This window comes from Billgrantia montanilacus, assembly GCF_003336675.1.
Classification (GTDB): Bacteria; Pseudomonadota; Gammaproteobacteria; order Pseudomonadales; family Halomonadaceae; genus Halomonas; species Halomonas montanilacus.
Window position 1 is genome coordinate 170829 of the sequence record NZ_QPII01000008.1, and the last position, 18997, is coordinate 189825.

Annotated in this window: 22 protein-coding genes; 15 read left to right on the forward strand and 7 right to left on the reverse strand. The window is 64.9% G+C overall.

Annotated elements, in window-relative coordinates; translation table 11 throughout:
- Window positions 1-40 precede the first annotated feature (40 nt).
- From DU505_RS12660 to DU505_RS12675, 4 genes are all read right to left on the reverse strand, one after another.
- Entirely contained in the window at window positions 41-664 is a 624-nt protein-coding gene (locus DU505_RS12660) for a hemerythrin domain-containing protein (protein WP_181872820.1), read from the reverse strand.
- A 457-nt stretch (window positions 665-1121) separates the two neighbouring features.
- A complete protein-coding gene (hmpA, locus tag DU505_RS12665; protein WP_114479349.1) occupies window positions 1122-2294 on the reverse strand; it encodes an NO-inducible flavohemoprotein in 1173 nt (390 codons plus the stop codon).
- 155 nt (window positions 2295-2449) lie between these two features.
- On the reverse strand, window positions 2450-3667 hold the full coding sequence (locus DU505_RS12670; RefSeq protein ID WP_114479350.1) for a cytochrome D1 domain-containing protein: 1218 nt from the start codon (window positions 3665-3667) through the stop codon (window positions 2450-2452).
- Between the two features lie 16 nt (window positions 3668-3683).
- A complete protein-coding gene (locus DU505_RS12675) occupies window positions 3684-4034 on the reverse strand; it encodes a c-type cytochrome (RefSeq protein ID WP_114479351.1) in 351 nt (116 codons plus the stop codon).
- Window positions 4035-4266: 232 nt separating this feature from the next.
- Between DU505_RS12675 and DU505_RS12680 the strand changes: the two genes are divergently transcribed.
- From DU505_RS12680 to DU505_RS12750, 15 genes are all read left to right on the forward strand, one after another.
- Window positions 4267-4740, forward strand: coding sequence for an AsnC family transcriptional regulator (locus DU505_RS12680; RefSeq protein WP_114479352.1), 474 nt, complete (start codon window positions 4267-4269; stop codon window positions 4738-4740).
- The gene (gene ahbB, locus DU505_RS12685) at window positions 4737-5279 is read left to right on the forward strand and encodes a siroheme decarboxylase subunit beta (protein ID WP_114479353.1); all 543 of its coding nucleotides are present in this window, start codon (window positions 4737-4739) and stop codon (window positions 5277-5279) included. Before DU505_RS12680 ends, ahbB (DU505_RS12685) begins: the two co-directional genes overlap by 4 nt.
- Window positions 5251-5733, forward strand: a complete 483-nt coding sequence (locus DU505_RS12690; RefSeq protein ID WP_114479354.1) for an Lrp/AsnC family transcriptional regulator — start codon at window positions 5251-5253, stop codon at window positions 5731-5733. Before ahbB (DU505_RS12685) ends, DU505_RS12690 begins: the two co-directional genes overlap by 29 nt.
- Window positions 5708-6256, forward strand: a complete 549-nt coding sequence (ahbB, locus tag DU505_RS12695; protein WP_181872821.1) for a siroheme decarboxylase subunit beta — start codon at window positions 5708-5710, stop codon at window positions 6254-6256. The genes DU505_RS12690 and ahbB (DU505_RS12695) overlap by 26 nt, the downstream gene beginning before the upstream one ends.
- A 35-nt stretch (window positions 6257-6291) precedes the next feature.
- Entirely contained in the window at window positions 6292-7491 is a 1200-nt protein-coding gene (nirJ, locus tag DU505_RS12700) for a heme d1 biosynthesis radical SAM protein NirJ (protein WP_114479356.1), read from the forward strand.
- A gap of 54 nt (window positions 7492-7545) precedes the next feature.
- The gene (gene cobA, locus DU505_RS12705) at window positions 7546-8433 is read left to right on the forward strand and encodes a uroporphyrinogen-III C-methyltransferase (protein WP_114479357.1); all 888 of its coding nucleotides are present in this window, start codon (window positions 7546-7548) and stop codon (window positions 8431-8433) included.
- Window positions 8430-9956, forward strand: coding sequence for a nitrite reductase (locus DU505_RS12710; protein ID WP_114479358.1), 1527 nt, complete (start codon window positions 8430-8432; stop codon window positions 9954-9956). Before cobA ends, DU505_RS12710 begins: the two co-directional genes overlap by 4 nt.
- Window positions 9957-10055: 99 nt before the next feature.
- Complete coding sequence (locus DU505_RS12715) at window positions 10056-11270, forward strand: NnrS family protein (RefSeq protein WP_114479359.1); 1215 nt, start codon at window positions 10056-10058, stop codon at window positions 11268-11270.
- Between the two features lie 15 nt (window positions 11271-11285).
- Window positions 11286-11675: a SirB2 family protein gene (locus DU505_RS12720; RefSeq protein ID WP_114479386.1), complete on the forward strand. Its 390-nt coding sequence runs from the start codon at window positions 11286-11288 to the stop codon at window positions 11673-11675.
- An 81-nt stretch (window positions 11676-11756) separates the two neighbouring features.
- The gene (locus tag DU505_RS12725) at window positions 11757-12074 is read left to right on the forward strand and encodes a carboxymuconolactone decarboxylase family protein (protein WP_114479360.1); all 318 of its coding nucleotides are present in this window, start codon (window positions 11757-11759) and stop codon (window positions 12072-12074) included.
- 249 nt (window positions 12075-12323) lie between these two features.
- Complete coding sequence (locus tag DU505_RS12730) at window positions 12324-12770, forward strand: c-type cytochrome (protein ID WP_114479361.1); 447 nt, start codon at window positions 12324-12326, stop codon at window positions 12768-12770.
- Window positions 12771-12803: 33 nt separating this feature from the next.
- Window positions 12804-14150, forward strand: a complete 1347-nt coding sequence (locus DU505_RS12735; protein WP_114479362.1) for a cbb3-type cytochrome c oxidase subunit I — start codon at window positions 12804-12806, stop codon at window positions 14148-14150.
- Window positions 14151-14207: 57 nt separating this feature from the next.
- Window positions 14208-15029, forward strand: a complete 822-nt coding sequence (locus tag DU505_RS12740; RefSeq protein ID WP_114479363.1) for a CbbQ/NirQ/NorQ/GpvN family protein — start codon at window positions 14208-14210, stop codon at window positions 15027-15029.
- Window positions 15030-15206: 177 nt separating this feature from the next.
- Complete coding sequence (locus tag DU505_RS12745) at window positions 15207-17150, forward strand: nitric oxide reductase activation protein NorD (RefSeq protein ID WP_114479364.1); 1944 nt, start codon at window positions 15207-15209, stop codon at window positions 17148-17150.
- A 13-nt stretch (window positions 17151-17163) separates the two neighbouring features.
- Window positions 17164-17379 (forward strand): hypothetical protein, encoded by a 216-nt coding sequence (locus tag DU505_RS12750; RefSeq protein WP_245947927.1) that lies wholly within the window; start codon window positions 17164-17166, stop codon window positions 17377-17379.
- A gap of 137 nt (window positions 17380-17516) precedes the next feature.
- Here DU505_RS12750 and DU505_RS12755 read toward each other — a convergent pair whose 3' ends face one another.
- From DU505_RS12755 to DU505_RS12765, 3 genes are read right to left on the reverse strand one after another with little or no spacing between them, the layout of a single operon-like run.
- Window positions 17517-17828 (reverse strand): cytochrome C oxidase subunit IV family protein, encoded by a 312-nt coding sequence (locus tag DU505_RS12755; RefSeq protein WP_114479365.1) that lies wholly within the window; start codon window positions 17826-17828, stop codon window positions 17517-17519.
- 2 nt (window positions 17829-17830) lie between these two features.
- Window positions 17831-18421 (reverse strand): cytochrome c oxidase subunit 3 family protein, encoded by a 591-nt coding sequence (locus DU505_RS12760; RefSeq protein ID WP_114479366.1) that lies wholly within the window; start codon window positions 18419-18421, stop codon window positions 17831-17833.
- Window positions 18422-18988 carry a hypothetical protein gene (locus tag DU505_RS12765; RefSeq protein ID WP_220250676.1) on the reverse strand — a complete coding sequence of 189 codons (567 nt, stop codon included), beginning with the start codon at window positions 18986-18988 and terminating at the stop codon, window positions 18422-18424.
- Window positions 18989-18997: the final 9 nt, after the last annotated feature.

Here is an 18997-nt window from a genome sequence, read left to right on the forward strand (position 1 = left end):
GACTGCGTGGCGCTCGCATGGCCAGGCGCCACGCGGAAGGTCATGATGTGGGGGGCGCCGCCTGGGGCTTGGCACCACAGAGTGGACAGAAGTCGGCTTGCTCACCCCTCCCCAGTTGCAATCCGGTTCGACCCTCGGCAATTTGTCGATAGAGCCTCTGGAAGCTGGGGCTGCCCTCGGCAGGGGCTTTCAAGGACGCCCCGAGATCCATGTCTTCGAGTTCAGTGACAGGGAGGGACGTCTCGAGAAGCGGGAAGATTCGATGGTTCTCGGTGTAGAGATGGTGGTGGTAGAGCTCGCTGAAGGCGCGGGCCAGGTTCAAGGTGGTGAGATCCATCTCGGCTTCCGACTCCTCGTCGAGATTCCTGACCTTGACTTCAAGCTCCCGGCCGTAGATATCGATCCGGCGATGTTCTTCGATCAGCACCTCGAGGAGCTCACGACTCTCGGGATGACGTTCGGCAAGCCGGTCGAACAGACGATCCTCCACCGGATGGTGCCATTCTCCTGGCTGCTCAGTCAGGTAGTGGAAGAGCTGGTACAGAAGACGGTAGTCGGGTATTTCCTGACAGACGGCGATATGCAGTTGCCGGTCGAGGATGCAGAGCAATGCCTCGTAGCGGTAGTGGTCGGCGTGCAGGCGTTCAAGGATGCTGGCTTTCATGGTGAATCTCCTTGGTGCGTTGCCTTCATGCTGGTGACGCATCCCGGGTGGCGGGCCGCCGAGTCAAGCTGACAGCCGGCCCATATGACAGTGGATCGTTCTGCCGGTGGATGGGCTGCATGGGGCCTCGCGGAACTCGCGTAGGCCTGTGTAGCGGGTGTGCCAGGTGGAGCAGACTCATGGGGTTAGCTCCGGGCATGCGAGTGGCATGCTGAATGTTGCAAGCAGCGTGCCATATTTTTTCCAAATTGAAATCAGTGATATGTGTAGTTCATGGTGGAATTAACCCTCCCTGTAAGGGTTAAAAAAACCATATGAGGGTAATAATTACCTGGCTGGCCCAGCGCTGTGCGCCTGCAGGCTCGCGATATAGCCCAATGGGCAATATTGACCTGAAGCTATTGAAAAGGCCCCGGCGTACTTCGCAGGGGCTAGCTCTACTGCTGAAGATGCTTGCTCAGGCGGCGTCGAGCGGGCGCGACGGGCCGAAGTGCTCGAAATGGCGGCGGCTCTCGTCGACGCCGAGTTCGGCCAGTGCCTGGTCCACCGCACTCATGAAGCCCTGCGGGCCGACGAAGAAGCAGCGTGGTGCGCCTTGCGGTAGATAGCGCTTCAACAGGTCGCGGTCGACGCGGCCAATATGATCGGCGTCCTCACCCTGCTCGTGAATCGTCACCGACTTGAGTCGTCCGGTGTGCTCTGACTGCAACAAGGCGATTTCGTCACGGAAGGCGTGATGCTCGGCATCCAGGGCGGCATGCAGGTAGACTACCTGACGCTGCTGTTCCAGTGCCTGGCGTGCCAGTGACAGCATGGGGGTCTGGCCCACACCACCGCTGACCAGGACCACCGGTTCGTCGCCCGGATGAAGCGTCAGGTCGCCTGCGGGAGGCAGCAGGTCCAGGCTGTCGCCCACCGCCATCACATCATGGAAGTATCGGCTGACACGGCCCTCGGGCTCACGCTTGATGGAGACCCGATAGCTGCAACCGTTGGCTGTGTCCGAGAGACTGTAGTGGCGATAGACCGGCTCGCCTTCGATGGTGAGACGCACGCCGATGTATTGGCCGGGCTGGTGCTCGGCGACGGCGCCGCCATCTTCTGGTTCGAGCACGAAGGAGCGAATCACCGCACTTTCCTGGCGGGTGGCCGCGATACGGAACCGTCGCAGGCCGCGCCAGCCACCGGACTGTTGGGCGAAGGCGTGGTAGCGCCGCTCCTCGAGCTCGATCAGCAGGCCGGCCAGCTCCTCGTAGAGGGCGCCCCAGGCGTCCGCTATTTCCGGCGTCACGGCGTCGCCCAGCTCCTCACCGATGGCAGCCATCAGGCATTCGCCGACGATGGGATACTGGTCCGGCTGGATGCCCAGCGAGACGTGTTTCTCGACCACAGTGCCGAGCACGGACCTTGCTCTGTCGGGGTCCTTGCGCAGCTGCACATAGGCCAACACGGCGCCGGCCAGGGCGCGTTGCTGAGCGCCGTTCTGCTGGTGTGCGGCATTGAACAGCGAGGCCACGCCGGGGTAGCGCGCGAACATCAGCGGGTAGAAGCGCTGGGTGATGGCGTCGAGGTGTTCCGCGACCACCGGAGCGGTGGCTTCAATCAACCTTTCTTGCTCGTGGGTGAGCATGGGGCGTCTCCTTCGTCAGGGATGACTTTATAAAGAAGTATGTAAAATACCTCTTTAAGGAGGCGATGACGTGAGACCGAATGTCGCGGGCAGGACGAAAAGAAGCCGGGGAGGCTATCCCCGGCTGATCAGTGTGACGTCAGGCGTCTATGCGTCTAGAGCCCGATGCGATGCGCCCGGTGGGTAAAGAAGATCCCGCTGGGTGACTCGGCAGGCAGGGTGGCCAACACCTCGAAGGTGCGGGTGTCGTAGACGGTGATCTGGTTGCTGTCGCGAGCCGAGATCCAGATATGCTCCCCCCGGGAGGTGAACTCCTTGTGCAGGATCGACTCGCCGGGCGACAGGGTCTCGATCACCTCAAGCGTGCGAGTATCGATCACCTGGACCTTGTCATTGAGGGGATGGGCAAAGGTGACCCATACCTGCTGCTCGTCGGGGCGGCTCATGACGAAGATCGGCTGGCCGTGTACCTCGATCCGCTCGGTCAGCGACCAGTCGCGGGTATTGGCCACCAGTACCTCGTTGCGCCCCACGGCGGGGAAGAAGGCCTGGTCGCCCGCCATGGCCCAGCCCTCCAGATGGGGCATCTTGTAGACCGGCAAGCGCTCCTCGCCGCGGCCGTAGTCGGGAAGAATGCGCTGAACGCCGTTTTCCGGGTGCCACAGGTCGAGCAGGGCCATGCCATCCTCGCCGAACAGGCCGGCGATATAGTAGCGGCCGTTGGGGGTGATCAACGCGTCGTAGGGCATGCTGCCGACGTCGCGGTACTTGGTCAGCTCGGGCTCGTCCGTGGACATGTCCAGGGTCCAGATCTCGCCCGCCTCGAACAGGCTGAAGACGAAGATGTTGCCCGGCACGTCCACCACGCCCACCACCTTGGCCTGGTCAGTGGTGCCATCGGGCTTCTCGTAGGTCGCCGGCACGTCGATGACCAGTTCCATGGTCTCGGTATCGAAAACCTTCACGCCGCCGGGTTCGTAGTTGCCCACCGCCACGAAGCGACCGTCCTGGGAGATGGCACCGCCGATGCTGTTACCCGACTGGATGATGCGGCCGTCGATCTCGCCGGTGAGCAGGTCGAGCCGGGTCAGGCCGCCGTCTCGGCCGAAGACGAAGGCGTGGCGGGCATCGCGGGTGAACTTCACCGAGGCGTGGGAGAGGTCGCCGAAGCCGTCGATATGCCGCAACACCGTCTTTTCGGTCGTGTCGACCAGGGCCACGCTACCGGTGGCGCGCTCGATGACTACGCCGAGATCCCCCGTGCCGCGAAGCTCCGGCCCCGCGGCGGGAGCCTCTGCCAGGGCATGGCCGGTGGAGAGCAGGGCCAGGGCGCAGGCGGCAAGCAGCGTCTTCAGCGGGTACGAGATAGGCATGACAGGTCTCCGGGGGTCAGTCTTGTTGCAGCGTTTCAAGGCGGTTGTCGGTACGCAGATGTTCAGCCAGCCAGCGCGCCTCCTCATCACTGAGCAGGGACTTCCAGCCCGGCATGGCGCTGCCGGGAATACCGTACTGAATGATGTGCGCGAGCGCTTCGACGCTGAAGCCTTCCATGCGATCGCGAGGCAGCGCCGGCCCCAGCCCGCCGCGCAGCGTCATGCCGTGGCAGGAGCCGCAGTCCTGGTAGAGCAGGGTCTCTAGCTCGGCCTGGCGCTGTGGATCGAGCCCATCCTCGCGGCTCTCCGCCAGGGCGGTGGCCGAGAGCAGTAGGCCGAGAAGCATTAAGAGGGCCGGCAGGTGCATGGGAAAGCCTCGCAGGACGACGGAACGGGAAAGGCCGTGAAAGGACGTGGCCGTCAGCGAAGTGTCTCCCCGTTGCAGATTCGCTGCTTTGACGGATATCAAGGTCGAGCGAGTAAAAATTCCTCTTTTGACCTGTGTCAACGGCAGCGCCGATGACCGCTTTCAGACGTGATGAGGCATGTAAGATGCGTCTTAACATCATGCTTTCCCGCTAACGGCCCGGTACCTGCCCATGGCTGCACTTGACCTACTCGACCGCCGCCTCATCGACGCTTACCAGCGCGGCCTGCCGATCTGTGAGCGGCCCTACGCCGCCATGGCAGAGCAACTGGGGGTGAGCGAAGCCGAGGTGGTCGCGCGGCTTCAGTCGCTGCAGAACGAGCAGGTGCTGAGCCGGGTGGGTCCGGTCTTCGATCATGCCCGGGCCGGCGCCAGCCTGCTGGCGGCGGTGGCGGTCCCGGAAGCGCAGCGTGACGAGGTGGCGGCGGTAATCAATCGCTCTGCCGGCGTCAATCACAACTATGCTCGCGAGCACCGCTACAACCTCTGGTTCGTGATGACGGCCGCCGACGAGGACGAGCTCGAGGCGCGCCTCGATGCGCTGGAGGCCGAGCTGGGCAAGCCGCTGCTGCGCCTGCCGATGCTCGAGGGCTTCCATATAGATCTGGGCTTTCCCATACCCTGGGCCGAGCTGGAGGTGCCATGAGCCGTTCGCTGTCCAATACCGCTCCCGAGACCCAAGCCGAACACCGCCTGCGCGCGCTGCTGGAGACCGGCCTGCCGCTGACTTCCCGGCCCTGGCGCACGCTCGCCGAGCAGTGCGGGATGAGCGAGGGCGAGGTCATGGCCTGCGTAAAGCGCTGGCAGGACGTGGGCCTGATCAAGCGCATGGGCCTGGTCGTCAGGCACCACGCCTTGGGGGTCTGCGCCAATGCCATGGTGGTCTGGGACGTACCCGAGGATGCCGTCGGCGAGCTGGGCAGGCGCCTGGCGGCCGAGCCCGCCGTGACACTCTGCTACCGTCGCCCGCGGCGGCTGCCCGACTGGCCCTACAACCTGTTCTGCATGATTCATGGCACACGCCGCGACCGGGTGCTGGCCGCGCTGGACGAGATCGTCGAGCGGCAGGCGCTGCAGGCCATTCCCCACCGCGTGCTCTTCAGCCTGAAGGCCTACAAGCAGCGCGGGGGTCGCTACACCCGAGAGGACGACAGCCATGATCGCAGAACGCTTCAGTCGGCCTGAGCCGGCGGCGCTGGACGCCGCCGACCGGCGCATCATCAATCGCTTGCAGGATGGCCTGCCGCTGGTCGAGTCGCCCTTTGCCGCCGTTGCGGCGGAGCTGGACCTGAGCGAGGGCGAGCTGCTCTATCGGCTCGAGCGACTGCGGGACAGCGGCGTGCTCAGCCGCTTTGGCCCCATGTACCACGCAGAACGGCTCGGTGGCGGCCTCACCCTGGCGGCGCTGGAAGTGCCGGAAGCCGACTTCGAGCGAGTCACCGCGGCGGTCAACGCCTTTCCCGAGGTGGCTCACAACTACCGCCGCGAGCACCGTCTCAACATGTGGTTCGTGCTGGCCACCGAGACGCCGGAAGGCATCGCCCAGGCGATCGCTGCTATCGAGGCGGCCACCGGCCTGCCGGTCTTCAACATGCCCAAGCAGGAGGAATTCCATGTCCGTCTCCACCTGCCCGTCTGAAGCGAACGCTGTCATGTCTACGCCGGGCGGTCTGGACGCCGTCGACCGCGCCATCGTGCTGGCCACCCAGGCCGGCCTGCCGTTGGTGCCCGATCCCTGGAGCGCCGTGGGCAAGCCGCTGGGTATCGACGGGGAAGAGGTGCGCCAGCGCATGCAACGCATGCAGGCGGCCGGGATTATCCGCCGCATTGCCGCGGTGCCCAATCACTACCGGCTGGGCTACCTGGCCAACGGCATGACCGTATGGGACGTGGACGACGCCCATATCGACCGCCTGGGACGCGCGGTGGCGACGTTGCCGGGGGTCAGCCACTGCTACCGGCGGCCGCGCCACCTGCCGGAATGGCCCTACAACCTGTTCGCCATGCTGCATGGCCAGACCCACGCCGACGTCGAGCGCCAGGCCGACGAGCTTCGCTCCCTGCTGGGTGACGCCTGCCGGGATCATCGCATTCTCTACAGCTCACGCATTCTCAAGAAGACCGGCCTGCGACTGGCCGGCCGGTCCGACAGGCAGGCCTAGGCTGAGCCAGAGGCCTGTCGCAAGAGGAGTTTCCCATGTTCAGAGTCACCCGCTACATCAAGTCCCTGGTCGAGCCAACTCCGGTTCCACCGGCGCGCAAGCCGCCGGGTCCGGTGGTGATCTGGAACCTGATCCGCCGCTGCAACCTGACCTGCAAGCACTGCTACACCACCTCGGCGGACATCGACTTCGCCGGTGAGCTCTCCAACGCCGAGGCGCATGCGGTGCTCGAAGACCTGCAGGGATTTCGGGTGCCGGCGCTGATCCTCTCCGGGGGCGAGCCGCTGATGCGACCCGACATCTTCGAGCTGTCGCGGCGGGCGCGGGAGCTGGGCATCTATACCGGCCTGTCCACCAACGGCACCCTGATCGATGAGTCCAACATCGACGAGATCGCCGACATCGGCTACGACTACGTCGGCATCAGCATCGACGGCCTGGAGGAGACCCACGACGTGATCCGCCAGCGCAAGGGCGCCTTCCGCGAGTCGATGCACGCGGTGAAGCTGTGCAAGGAGCGCGGCATCAAGGTGGGCCTGCGCTTCACCCTGACCCAGCAGAATTATGAGCAGCTCGGTGACATCCTGGCGCTGATCGACGAGCACGACGTCGACAAGTTCTATCTGTCGCACCTCAACTACGGCGGGCGCGGCCACCGCCACGGCAAGCACGATGCCTGGCACCAGATGACCCGCGACGCCATGACCCAGCTGTTCGACCACTGCCGGGCGGAGCTTGCCCGCGGCGTCGAGCGCGAGTACGTCACCGGCAACAACGACGCCGACGGCCCCTTCCTGCTGATGTGGGCCCGGGAGCACTTCCCCGACCAGGCCGAGGCGCTGGAGCGGCGACTGACCAACTGGGGGGGCAACGCCTCCGGGGAGCACATCGCCAATATCGACAACCTGGGCAATGTCCATCCGGATACCTTCTGGTGGGATCATACCCTCGGCAACGTCCGCGAGCGGCCCTTCTCCGAGATCTGGCGCGACACGCAGGACCCATTGATGCTGGGCTTCCGCCAGCGGCCCCGGCCGCTCAAGGGGCGCTGCGGCGAATGCCGCTATCTTCCGATCTGCAACGGCAACACCCGGGTGCGGGCGTGGAAGGTCACCGGCGATCCCTGGGAAGAGGATCCCGGCTGCTACCTGAGCAACGAGGAAATCGGCGTCGAAGAAAACCGCCAGCGCCGCGTAGCAGCACCCTACGATGCCATCCAGAGCATCGAGCTGTAGGCCTTCACACAGAATCAGAAAGTTGACCGTTGACGCTTCGGGGAGAGGCCGACCATGATCACACATCGCCATTCGCGAAACCTGAGCTTCGACCTCGATGAGGCGCCATTGGCGTCCGGCGAGGTCGCCATCGTGGGCGCCGGACCCGGCGACCCCGGCCTGTTGACCCTGCGCGCCCTGTCGCTGCTGCAGCAGGCCGACTGCCTGGTCTTCGACCGTCTGGTGTCCCAGGAAGTGCTGGCCATGGCGTCGGCCTCTGCGCGCCGCTACTACGTGGGCAAGGCCTCGCGCTGCCATGCCCTGACCCAGGACGAAACCAACGCGCTGCTGGTTCGCCTGGCGGGTGAGGGCAAGCGGGTCCTGCGTCTCAAGGGGGGCGACCCCTATATCTTCGGCCGCGGCGGCGAAGAGGCCGAGTACCTGATCGAGCATGGCGTCGGCTTTCGCGTGGTGCCGGGCATCACCTCGGCATCGGGCTGCTCCACCTACTCCGGCTTCCCGCTCACCCACCGGGACTTTGCCCAGAGCGTCACCTTCGTCACCGGCCACTGCAAGGCGGACGGCGCACTGGACCTCAACTGGGCGGCACTGGCGGTGCCCAACCATACCGCCGTCTTCTACATGGGCCTGGCCAATGCCGAGCTGATCAGCCGTGAGCTGCAGCGCCACGGCCTGCCGGCCACGCACCCCGTGGCCCTGGTCGAGCGCGGCACCACCCCCGAGCAGCGTCATGTGCTGGCCACGCTGGGCGACGTGGTCGAGGTCATCGAGCGGGAAGGCTTCCAGCCGCCGACCCTGATCGTGGTGGGCGAGGTAGTCCGCCTGTCCGATACCCTGGCACCGGCTATGACGCGAATGACGCGACGTGATGCCGATGCGGATACCGGTGCGGAGAGCGACAGCGCTGATACGGCGGTGGCAATGGGGAGGATGGCGCTGTGATACGACCCTCGCTGCTGCTCGGCGCCCTGCTGGGCCTGGTTACTCCGGCCCTGTCGGCCGTGGCTGATGAACCCGATGCCAACGTGCTCTACAACCATCACTGCGCGATCTGTCATGGCGTCAGCCGTCTGGGCGGCATCGGCCCCGCGCTGCTGCCGGACAACCTTTCGCGGCTCAAGCACGACGAGGCCTTCGAGGTGATCCGCGACGGTCGCATAGCTACCCAGATGCCCGCCTACGGCGAACTGCTGGACGACGCCGAGATCGCCGCCCTGGCCGAATGGATCTTCGAGGCGCCGGAGGTGGAGCCGAGCTGGACCGACGACGATATCCTGGCCAGCCACGTGGTCAACCACGCCTATGGCACCCTGCCCGACGAGCCGGTGTTCGAGGTCGAGGATCTCAAGAACCTCTTTCTCGTCGTGGAGATCGGCGATCACCACGTCAGCCTGCTCGACGGCGACAAGTTCGAGCGCATCACCCGCTTCCCGAGCCGCTACGCGCTGCACGGGGGGCCCAAGTATTCCCCGGATGGCCGCTACGTCTACTTCGGCTCCCGCGATGGCTGGGTGACCAAGTACGACATCTACAACCTCGAGGTCACCGCCGAGGTGCGTGCCGGCATCAATATGCGCAATATCGCGGTGTCGGCCGACGGCAACTATGTGCTGGCCGGCAACTACCTGCCGCACTCGCTGGTGCTGCTGGATGCCCGTGATCTCGACCTGATCGCCACCATCCCGGTGGAGGGCCTCAACGGCGACACGTCAAGGGTCAGCGCCGTCTATACCGCGCCGCCGCGCAACAGCTTCGTTGCCGCCCTGCGCGATATCCCCGAGGTATGGGAGATCCGCTGGCCGGAGGAGCGGGCCGACGGCGACGAGACCATCGTCGGCGACTTCGCCCTGCACCGCATGGAGGCGCCGGACTACCTCGACGACTTCTTCTTCGACATGGAGTACCGCTACCTGGTGGGCGCCGCACGGGGCGGCCAGGGCGGGCAGGTGTTCGACATGGACGAGGAGGTCAAGGTCGCCGACCTGCCGCTGGAAGGCATGCCGCACCTGGGTGCCGGCATCACCTGGGAGCTGGACGGGCGCCGCGTCATGGCGATCCCTCACATCGACAAGGGGCTGGTGTCGGTGTTCGACATGACCGACTGGTCGCTGATTACTCATATCGAGACCGACGGGCCCGGCTTCTTCATGCGCAGCCACGAGAACTCGCCCTACGCCTGGGTGGACGTCTTCTTCGGACCCAACCACGATCGCATCCACGTGATCGACAAGCAGAGCCTGGAGATCGTCGAGACGCTGATTCCCGAACCGGGCAAGACCGCCGCCCACGTAGAGTTCGACCGCCGCGGCGAGACCCTGCTGCTGAGTATCTGGGACGACGACGGCTACCTGCTGTGGCTTGACGCCAACACCCTGGAGGAGCTGGGCCGCATGCCGATGAAGCGCCCCTCGGGCAAGTACAACGTTTGGAACAAGACACAGTACGAAGAGGGGACAAGCCACTAGAAATCAGAAGAAAGAAGCATTCTTGATACCAGTCATGGTGCTGCCCGGTCCATGCGCACACAATGGCGTTATCCAAGCGTTTGAGTCGGGTATGCCACCATGAAATCTGCTTCTTCTGCACCGCAAGCTGCATCCGGCCTGACGCGTCTCCCCGTGGCGCGTCTCGCCTTTCGCCCCTTCTTCCTCCTGGCTTCCTTGTTCAGCGTGCTGGCCATGATCGTCTGGTTCGCGTTCTGGCACGGCGATATCCTGCTGCGGCCCCACGGTGGGTTGATGTGGTGGCATCAGCACGAGATGATCTTCGGCTTCGCTTCCGCCGTGGTGGTGGGCTTCCTGCTGACGGCGGTGCAGAACTGGACCGGCCAGCGCAGCGTGAGCGGTGCCCCGCTGCTGGGCTTGGTGGGCGTCTGGTTGGCGGCACGCGTGCTGCTGGCTTATCCGATGGGCCTGCCGGCCTGGTTACTGATAGTGCTCGACGTCGCCTTCCTGCCGCTGGCAGCACTGGTGATGGGACGACTGGTGGTTCGCGCCAAGCTGTGGCGCAACCTGATGTTCGTGCCGGTCTTGCTGCTGCTGGCGCTGGCCAACCTGGCCATGCACCTCGGCGTCATCCAGGGCAAGCTGCCACTGATTCGCGAGGGTGGCTACCTGGGCGTGCTGCTGATCGCCGTGCTGATGGTTCTGCTTGGCGGTCGCGTCATCCCCTTCTTCACCTCGCTCAAGCTGGGCCGGCCCAAGGTGGCGCCCATTGCCTGGCTGGAGTCGCTCTCCGTAGGCTCCGCGCTCGGCGTGGTGCTGTTGCAGCTGCTGATCCTGTTCGGTGTGCCCGTACCGGCGGGGCTGCTGGCGCTGGTCATGCTGGTGGCGGCGGTGGCCAACCTATTGCGCCTGGGTCGCTGGGAGGGCTATCGCACCCTCCACGAGCCGCTGCTCTGGGGCCTGCACATCAGCTACGCCTTCGTTTCCGTGGGGCTATCGATGTGGGCGATGGCGCTGATGGGTGCCTTTCGCGTCGAGCTGGCACTGCATGCCCTGGCCATCGGCGGCATCGCCACCATGATGCTGGCGATGATGTCGCGGGTCTCGCTGGGCCACACCGGGCGCACGATTCGCACCCTGCCGGGCATCGGCGTGGGCCTTGGCCTGATGTTCGCCGGTGCCCTGCTGCGCTCGCCGGTACTGGCGATGTTTCCGCAGATCACCCACTGGACCTATAACCTCAGTATCCTGTTCTGGTGTATTGCCTATCTGATCTTCCTGATCCATTACACCCTGCCGCTGCTGAGTGCCAGGGTGGATGGGAAGGATGGCTGAGGGAGCCGGACCGTGATCGAGCACTATTTCCTGATCAAGCACCTGCACATGACCACGGCGGGGTTGAGCCTCGCCTTCTTCATCCTGCGGGCCTGGTGGTCGGTGCGTGAAGCGCCGATCCTGCAGCGGCGCTGGGTGAAGGTCGTGCCCCACGTCAATGACACCCTGCTGCTCACGTTCGGCATCCTGCTGATGGTGATGCTGTCGATGTGGCCGCAGCACCACCCCTGGCTTGCCGCGAAGATACTCGCCCTGCTTGTCTATATCGTGCTGGGAACGGTGGCGATCAAGCGCGGGCGCACGCCGCTGGCCCGGGGTGGGGCGGCCGTGGCGGCGGTGGTGACCTTTCTGTACATGCTGGGCACGGCCGTATTCAAGGATCCCCTGTGGTTTGTCATGATGTAGCGATAGCGCCCTTCCACGGGCCAGCCGGGCCTCTATACTGAGAGCCTGGTGAGACACACACGACAAGATGAGGAAAACCGCATGGCCAATCAAGATCTTCCTTCCGGCGCCGGCAAGGTAGCGGATGACTATCCCGAGGTGTGGCGAGCCTTTGCCTCGCTGGGCAAGGCGTGTGCCGAATCCGGTCCGCTGGATGCCCGCACGCGGCGCCTGGTCAAGCTGGCGCTGGCGGTGGGGGGCGGCTCCGAAGGTGCCGTGCATTCGCACATGCGCCGTGCCATGGCTGAGGGTATCGAGCCCGAGGCGCTCAAGCAGGTAGCGATGCTGGCGATTCCTACCCTGGGGCTGCCCGCCGGGGTCGCAGCCCTGACCTGGATCGAGGACATCACCGAGGGCTGATTTCTTCCCGCTTTCCCGTGGCGGGCGTCGTCGAGGCCCGCCATGCGACATCAGACCGCAACTCTTTTTCTCCCGCCATACCGCCACTTTCACGGCTCTTTGCCCCGCATTTGACGAAGGTCAATGCCGCTCCCAATACGGGGCTGTACTCTAAAGATGCACCACAAATGCATGTTTAAAAGGGGTGGGACTGATCGATCATGATCGCAGGTCCCTTGAAAAGCCACACGAGCGAGGGGGGAAAGGCCCATGACCGAAGGCCTCACCAAGGCGGCGGCCCGGAATATATTCTACGGCGGCTCGCTATTCTTCTTCCTGCTGTTTGCCGCGCTGACGGCTCACAGTCACTTCTATATCGTCAACACGTCGACCCAGCCCATGTCGGATTCCGTCAGGCTGGGGAAGCATGTCTGGGAAGAGCACAACTGCATCAACTGTCACACCATTCTCGGCGAAGGCTCTTACTTCGCGCCTGAAATTGGCAACGTCTGGACCCGTTTCGGTGGACACAACAACCCCGAAGGCGCGCGCATGGCCCTCGAGGCGTGGATGAACGCCCAACCCACCGGCGCGCCTGGCCGTCGTCAGATGCCCGCCTTCGACATCAACGATGAAGAAATGCAGGCCCTGATCGACTTCCTGGAGTGGACCGATTCCATCGACACCCAGGGCTGGCCGCCGCATCCGGCCGGCTGATCCGGATTCCAGGAACCAAGGAGAGTCGAACCGATGAAATACGAAACGCAGAAGGTGGCCTTACCCTTCTTCATGGTGGCCATGGCGCTATTTGCGCTCCAGATCGTCTTCGGGCTGGCGGCGGCGGCGGCTTACGTCTGGCCGCACTTCATGTCCGAAGCCATGCCCTTCAACATCACCCGTACCAGTCATACCAACCTGCTGATCGTCTGGTTGCTGATCGGCTTCATGGGTTGTACCTACTACCTGATGCCGGAAGAGGCCGAGAACGAGATCTACAGCCCCAACCTGGCCTATTTCCAGCTGGCGCTGTTCGCCATCGCCGGTGCCGGCGCGCTGATCAGCTACCAGTTCGGCATTCATGAAGGTCGCCACTATCTCGAGCAGCCGCTGTGGGCGAAGCTGGTGATAACGGTCTCCTTCCTGTTGTTCCTGTTCAATACCAGCCTGACCATGCTCAAGGGACGCAGGACCGCCATCAACATGGTGCTGATGCTCGGCCTGTGGCTGGCGGCGGTATTCTGGCTGTTCGCCTTCTATAACCCTGACAACCTGGCGCTGGACAAGCTGTGGTGGTGGTGGATCGTCCACATCTGGGTGGAAGGCGTGTGGGAACTGATCATGGCCTCGCTGCTCGGCTACCTGTTGATCAAGATGACCGGCGTCGACCGTGAAGTGATCGAGAAGTGGCTCTACGTCATCGTCGGCCTGGCGCTGTTCTCCGGCCTGCTGGGCACCGGCCACCACTACTACTGGATCGGCACCCCCGCCTACTGGCAGCCGATCGGCAGCATCTTCTCCACGCTCGAGGTGATTCCGTTCTTCGCCATGGTGGTGTTCGCCTTCTACATGTTCTGGAAGGGCAGCCGCAACCACCCCAACAAGGCCGCCATGCTCTGGACCCTGGGCAGTGCAGCCGTTGCCTTCTTCGGCGCCGGCGTGTGGGGCTTCATGCACACCCTGTCGTGGATCAACTACTACACCCACGGTACCCAGGTCACCGCGGCCCACGGCCACCTGGCCTTCTACGGCGCCTACGTGATGCTGGTGCTGGGTGTCATCACCTACGCCATGCCGCAGCTGCGTCGGGTGCAGCCCTACAACCAGGTGCTGAACATGTGGGCGTTCTGGATCATGACCTCGGCCATGTGGTTCATGACTTTCACCCTGACCTTCGCGGGCGTCGTCCAGACTCACCTGCAGCGGGTGCTCGGCATGAACTTCATGCAGATCCAGGAGCAGCTTGATCTGTTCTACATCATGCGCTTCGGTACCGGTATCTTCGTGGGTATCGCCGCCCTGATGTTCATCTACGCGGTGTTCGCACCGGCCCGTGAGCAGGTGCCTGCCACCAGCCGCCCGCTGACTGCCAACGAGTGATAGACCCTCGGCGGGGTGCGCCTCGTGCCCCGCCGAGCCTTCCCCTGGAGTAACGCCATGTCTCATACTGCTACCGCACCGGCAGCCGTTCATGACCTCGAGCGGGACCTGCCCTACTACGAACCGGTCGGCAACGAATGCGCGCTTTTCGAGCAGGCGTATCAACAGCGGCTGCCGCTGTTGCTGAAGGGTCCGACCGGCTGTGGCAAGACCCGCTTCGTCAGCCATATGGCGGCGAAAATGGGCCGCCCGCTGTTCACCGTTTCCTGTCACGATGACCTCACCGCCGCCGATCTCACCGGTCGTTACCTGCTGCAGGGTGGCGAGACCCGCTGGGTCGACGGCCCCCTGACCCGGGCCGTGCGCGAAGGCGGCATCTGCTATCTCGACGAGGTGGTGGAAGCGCGCAAGGACGTCACCGTGGTGCTCCACCCCTTGACCGACGACCGCCGTATGCTGCCGCTGGAGCGTACCGGCGAGCTGCTCGAGGCACCCAAGGATTTCATGCTGGTGGTCTCCTACAACCCCGGCTACCAGCACATTCTCAAGTCACTCAAGCCAAGTACCCGCCAGCGCTTCGTGGCGATGTCCTTCGACTTCCCGCCCCCCCGGGTGGAGTGCGACATCGTTGCCCGCGAGAGCGGTTTATCACATGAGCGGTGCGCCGCCCTGGTCAACCTGGCCGCTCGCCTGCGCGAGCTCAAGGGCCAGGACCTGGAGGAGGGCGTTTCTACCCGCCTGCTGGTCTACTGCGCCACGCTGATCAACGCCGGCATGCCGATCCTGGAAGCCACCCGAGCCACCCTGGTCGAACCGCTGTCCGACGACCTGGACGTTCAGGAAGGGTTGATGGAAGCGATTCAAGCCACTTTTGGTTGAAGCATTCTACAGCGAGAGGCGTCGAGGGCAGGCCGAAGAGGCGGTCCTACGTCAGGGATGGCGTCGGTAGCGTACAGGGAGGTATTCACAGCGCCTCCTCACAGGCCTGTCGCCGAATCAGCCCCGAGCAAAAAGGCGCTGGCACGAGGCAACGCTTTCTGGATCAGGAGATCGATCATGCTGCACTTTCTCGAAGTCGAGGAGTTCGTCGGCCGCCATTGGCACCGCTGGGCGTCCAGTGCGGCTAGTTATCAGCGTTATCCGGAAGCGGCCGTGAACCTGGAAGACCTGCGCCATGTGCTGGGCGTCTTCTTCCGAGCCAGCGGTGGCGAAGCCGGGGTCGAGGTCGCCGCCATCGTCGCGCGCAGTTCCCAGCACCGCCTGTCGCTGCGCCAGCGCCTGGGCTTCGACGACGAGGCCATCGATCAGGCGCGCCGCGACGAAGAGAACCTGCTGCTGCCCCCCACGCTGGATGTTTTCCCGGATCCGGCACTCAACCGGGATCTCTACTTCTGGCTGGTCGCCTATCTCGCCGTGGCCCGTCGCCCGGTGGCCAAGCGCGACCCGCTGCGTGACGATCTCTCCCGGCTGAGGGAGTCCGTGCGTGCCCGCGATGCGGCGCTGGCCCGCTTCCCGGGGCTTGCCGAACGCTATCGTCGACTCTGCATGGCGCTGCTGATCGTGAGGCCGCAGCGCAGCCGGCTGCCGCCCATGGAGCAGGCGCTGGAGGAGACCCTGCGCGTGTTGCTGGGTGAAGAGCTCGAGCTGGAAGGCTGGGCCGCCGCCATGCACCGAGCGGTGTGTGATCCGGCCGTCTCGCTGAAAGAGTTCCAGGCGCCGCGTGGCTATCGGCCGCCGCTGCCGGTACCGCTATGGGGCCAGGTGGTGGAGTTGGGCACCGGCGCCGCCCGGGCCGACGAAGAGAGCGACCCCCAGGAAGAGGGCACCACCAACAGCCCCCAGACGGTGAGCGACGGCAAGCGCAAGGCCGAACGCAAGACCCAGGACCAGACCGAGCGCGACGACCCGCTGGTCGCCAACCGCTTCGAGAAAATGCTCTCCTGGACCGAGATGGTCAACCTCAATCGACTGGTCGAGGACAACGAGGACGAGGAAGCCAAGCGCGCCGCCGAGCAGATGGAGGAGATCATCCTGAGCCCGCACAAGCAGCGGGCGGCGACGCGCATCAAGGTCGACCTCGACCTCCCGCCGGACCAGGTGCTGGGCGAGCGGCTGCGTGGCAAGCACGCCTACGACGAGTGGAACTACCGCAAGCAGATCTACCTTCCCGACCACTGCCTGGTGCATACCGAGCTTGCGAGCGAGGAGGGGGAGCAGTGGGAGCCCGATGCCGCCACCCACCGGCGCATCCGTCGGGTACGTCGCGAGTTCGAGGCATTGCGCCCGCGGCGCGAGATGCTGCGTGGCCAGCTCGACGGCAGCGAACTGGACATGGATGCGGTGATTCGCTCGCGCTGCGACCTGGCCGCCACCGGCGAGTCCAGCGACCGCCTCTACCAGGCGACCCGGCAGCAGGCCCGCGACCTGGCGGTCTCGATCCTGGTCGACGTCTCGCTCTCCACCGACGCCTGGCTGGAGGACCGCCGGGTGCTAGACGTGGAGAAGGAGGCGCTGCTGGTGCTGGGCCACGGCCTGGCCGGCTGCGGCGACGACTATGCCATCCACTGCTTCACCTCGCATCGCCGTCAGAAGGTCTGGGTCAATACCCTCAAGACCTTCGAGGAGAGCATGAGCGAGCGGGTGTCGCGGCGAATCTCGGCGCTCAAGCCGGGGCACTACACACGCATGGGGCCGGCGATCCGCCATGTGACCCAGGAGCTGGCCAAGCGGCCCAACCGCCACCGGCTGCTGCTGGTGATCACCGACGGCAAGCCCAACGACACCGACTACTACGAAGGGCGCTACGGCATCGAGGACACCCGCAAGGCGGTCCTCGAGGCGCGCCAGCAGGAGGTGCGGGTCTTCGGCGTGACCGTCGACAGCGAGGCCCATCAGTATGTCTCGCACCTGTTCGGCCGCGGCAGCTACGCCATCGTCAACCGGCCCGAGCATCTGGCCCAGGCCTTGCCGGGCATCTATCGTCAGATCATCGGTAGCTGAGAGAGGACTTCACATGACACTGACAATAAGTCGTCCCGTCATGGCCACACTGTTCGGGGTGATCGTGGCCTTTGCCGTGCTCACGCCGCTGATCTGGCTGATCAATACCCGCGACTGGGGCATCTTCCTGATGCTGCTGGCGCCCTTCGTGATCTATGGCCTGATCCATGCCGGACGTCGGCTGGCGGAGTGGGTCGACCCGCCCCCGCCGCCACCCGAAGACGACTGACGGCACCCGTTATGGCAGATACCACTTACGGAGACAGATCCGACGCCGGCCCTCAGGGGCCGGCGTCGTTGCGTTCATCGGGAGTCTACGTGGCGTCGTCGTGTTGGCAGAGGTTTGTGGGTACTGGCTGCCCGGCTTTAGCCGCCCAGCTGTGCCAGTAGATAGCCGGAGGCCACCAGCAGCAGCGTGAACAGCACCAGCCCGATAAAGGCGCCCCGCCAGGCGGCACTGGCATCGCGCAGGCCGAGATAGGTCATCAGCACCTGGTGCGCCTTGAAGGCGGTGCTGAGCAGCAGCAGGCCCGCGGACCACAGCGGCAGCGCCTGCAGGCGGGCATCACCGCCGAGCTGGGCCGAGAACATGGTGACCAGCGTCAGGCCCATCAGCACCGCCCAGGTGATCAACAGCCTACGGGTAGCGGGGGGCAAGGTGGCAAGGCGCGTCGGCATGGTCACCTCAGCAGGTAGATAATGGGATAGAGCAGGATCCAGATCAGGTCGACCATGTGCCAGAAGGCGGCGGCGGTCTCCACGTTGTCGTGGGAAATACGCCACGCCACCAGGGCGATCAGCCCCAGGCCAAACAGCACGTGGGCGAAGTGGAAGCCGGTCAGCAGGTAGTAGAAGGTAAAGAAGGTGTTGGTCTCGGGCATGAGCCCCTGGCCGAGCTTGTCGGCGTACTCCATCACCTTGACCACGCAGAACACCACGCCGAGTGCGAAGGCGGCGCCCAGCCACTGGCGGCAACGACGCACCTTGCCATGCGTGATGGCCTGGACGGCCAGGGCGGCGAACAGCCCGCTGGTCAGCAGTACCAGGGTATTGATGCCGCCGGCCACCGGGTCGAGCAGCTGCTGGGAGGCGTCGAACACCTCCCGTTCGCCGATCCTGAGCCAGGCGAAGAGCCCGAAGAAGGCGGCGAAGACCACCATCTCGCTCAGAATCAGCACCCACATCAGCGGATTGCCGGGCAGGGCCGAAAGCGGCCCCCAGCCCGGGTTGGGCAGCGGCCGCTGCTGGGTAGTCTCGTGCTGCTGTGCCACTCAGCCCTCCGGGGCGATGGGCGTTCTGTCGAACTCGGCGCGCACGGCCGGGGTGGTCAGCTTCCACCCCGCCCAGGCGAACAGCGCCACCAGCACGGTGGCCGCCAGGATCAGCAGGCCGAGTGCCCCTATCAATCCTGCCACCGGGTTGGCGGGGTTCACCGCGTCGGCGGTGGCGGCATCGGGCAGGAAGCCGAAGGTCATCGGCGTCAGGGCGGCGGCACCGAATACGCCGACGAAGCCGGCCACCATCAGGCCAACGAAGGCGGGGCGGGCCCAGGTGCGCCGCTGAAGCAGCGCCACGGCCAGCGCAAGGGTGGCCAGGGAGCCGATCATCATCAAGACGGCCAGCCCACCGCTGCGTTCGACCAGCCAGGCGACACCCCCGGTCAACCCGCCGCTGCCGGCCTCGACGCCCAGCGAGGCCACCATGGCATCACCGGGCAGCAGCGGCAGGGTCATCAGCGCCAGTATCAGCAGCGAGAAGGCGATGAAGCCCCAGGCGATACCGGAAACGGCAGCGGAGCGGGGTGGCGCCGAGCGCGAATGATACGTGGCCGTGTGCATGTCCATCTC

Bases quoted from the DNA above. Each gene is read 5' to 3' on its own strand.
- DU505_RS12660 (WP_181872820.1), bottom strand. From the start codon at position 664: ATGAAAGCCAGCATCCTTGAACGCCTGCACGCCGACCACTACCGCTAC.
- hmpA (WP_114479349.1), bottom strand. From the start codon at position 2,294: ATGCTCACCCACGAGCAAGAAAGGTTGATTGAAGCCACCGCTCCGGTG.
- DU505_RS12670 (WP_114479350.1), bottom strand. From the start codon at position 3,667: ATGCCTATCTCGTACCCGCTGAAGACGCTGCTTGCCGCCTGCGCCCTG.
- DU505_RS12675 (WP_114479351.1), bottom strand. From the start codon at position 4,034: ATGCACCTGCCGGCCCTCTTAATGCTTCTCGGCCTACTGCTCTCGGCC.
- DU505_RS12680 (WP_114479352.1), top strand. From the start codon at position 4,267: ATGGCTGCACTTGACCTACTCGACCGCCGCCTCATCGACGCTTACCAG.
- ahbB (WP_114479353.1), top strand. From the start codon at position 4,737: ATGAGCCGTTCGCTGTCCAATACCGCTCCCGAGACCCAAGCCGAACAC.
- DU505_RS12690 (WP_114479354.1), top strand. From the start codon at position 5,251: ATGATCGCAGAACGCTTCAGTCGGCCTGAGCCGGCGGCGCTGGACGCC.
- ahbB (WP_181872821.1), top strand. From the start codon at position 5,708: ATGTCCGTCTCCACCTGCCCGTCTGAAGCGAACGCTGTCATGTCTACG.
- nirJ (WP_114479356.1), top strand. From the start codon at position 6,292: ATGTTCAGAGTCACCCGCTACATCAAGTCCCTGGTCGAGCCAACTCCG.
- cobA (WP_114479357.1), top strand. From the start codon at position 7,546: ATGATCACACATCGCCATTCGCGAAACCTGAGCTTCGACCTCGATGAG.
- DU505_RS12715 (WP_114479359.1), top strand. From the start codon at position 10,056: ATGAAATCTGCTTCTTCTGCACCGCAAGCTGCATCCGGCCTGACGCGT.
- DU505_RS12725 (WP_114479360.1), top strand. From the start codon at position 11,757: ATGGCCAATCAAGATCTTCCTTCCGGCGCCGGCAAGGTAGCGGATGAC.
- DU505_RS12730 (WP_114479361.1), top strand. From the start codon at position 12,324: ATGACCGAAGGCCTCACCAAGGCGGCGGCCCGGAATATATTCTACGGC.
- DU505_RS12735 (WP_114479362.1), top strand. From the start codon at position 12,804: ATGAAATACGAAACGCAGAAGGTGGCCTTACCCTTCTTCATGGTGGCC.
- DU505_RS12740 (WP_114479363.1), top strand. From the start codon at position 14,208: ATGTCTCATACTGCTACCGCACCGGCAGCCGTTCATGACCTCGAGCGG.
- DU505_RS12745 (WP_114479364.1), top strand. From the start codon at position 15,207: ATGCTGCACTTTCTCGAAGTCGAGGAGTTCGTCGGCCGCCATTGGCAC.
- DU505_RS12750 (WP_245947927.1), top strand. From the start codon at position 17,164: ATGACACTGACAATAAGTCGTCCCGTCATGGCCACACTGTTCGGGGTG.
- DU505_RS12755 (WP_114479365.1), bottom strand. From the start codon at position 17,828: ATGCCGACGCGCCTTGCCACCTTGCCCCCCGCTACCCGTAGGCTGTTG.
- DU505_RS12765 (WP_220250676.1), bottom strand. From the start codon at position 18,988: ATGCACACGGCCACGTATCATTCGCGCTCGGCGCCACCCCGCTCCGCT.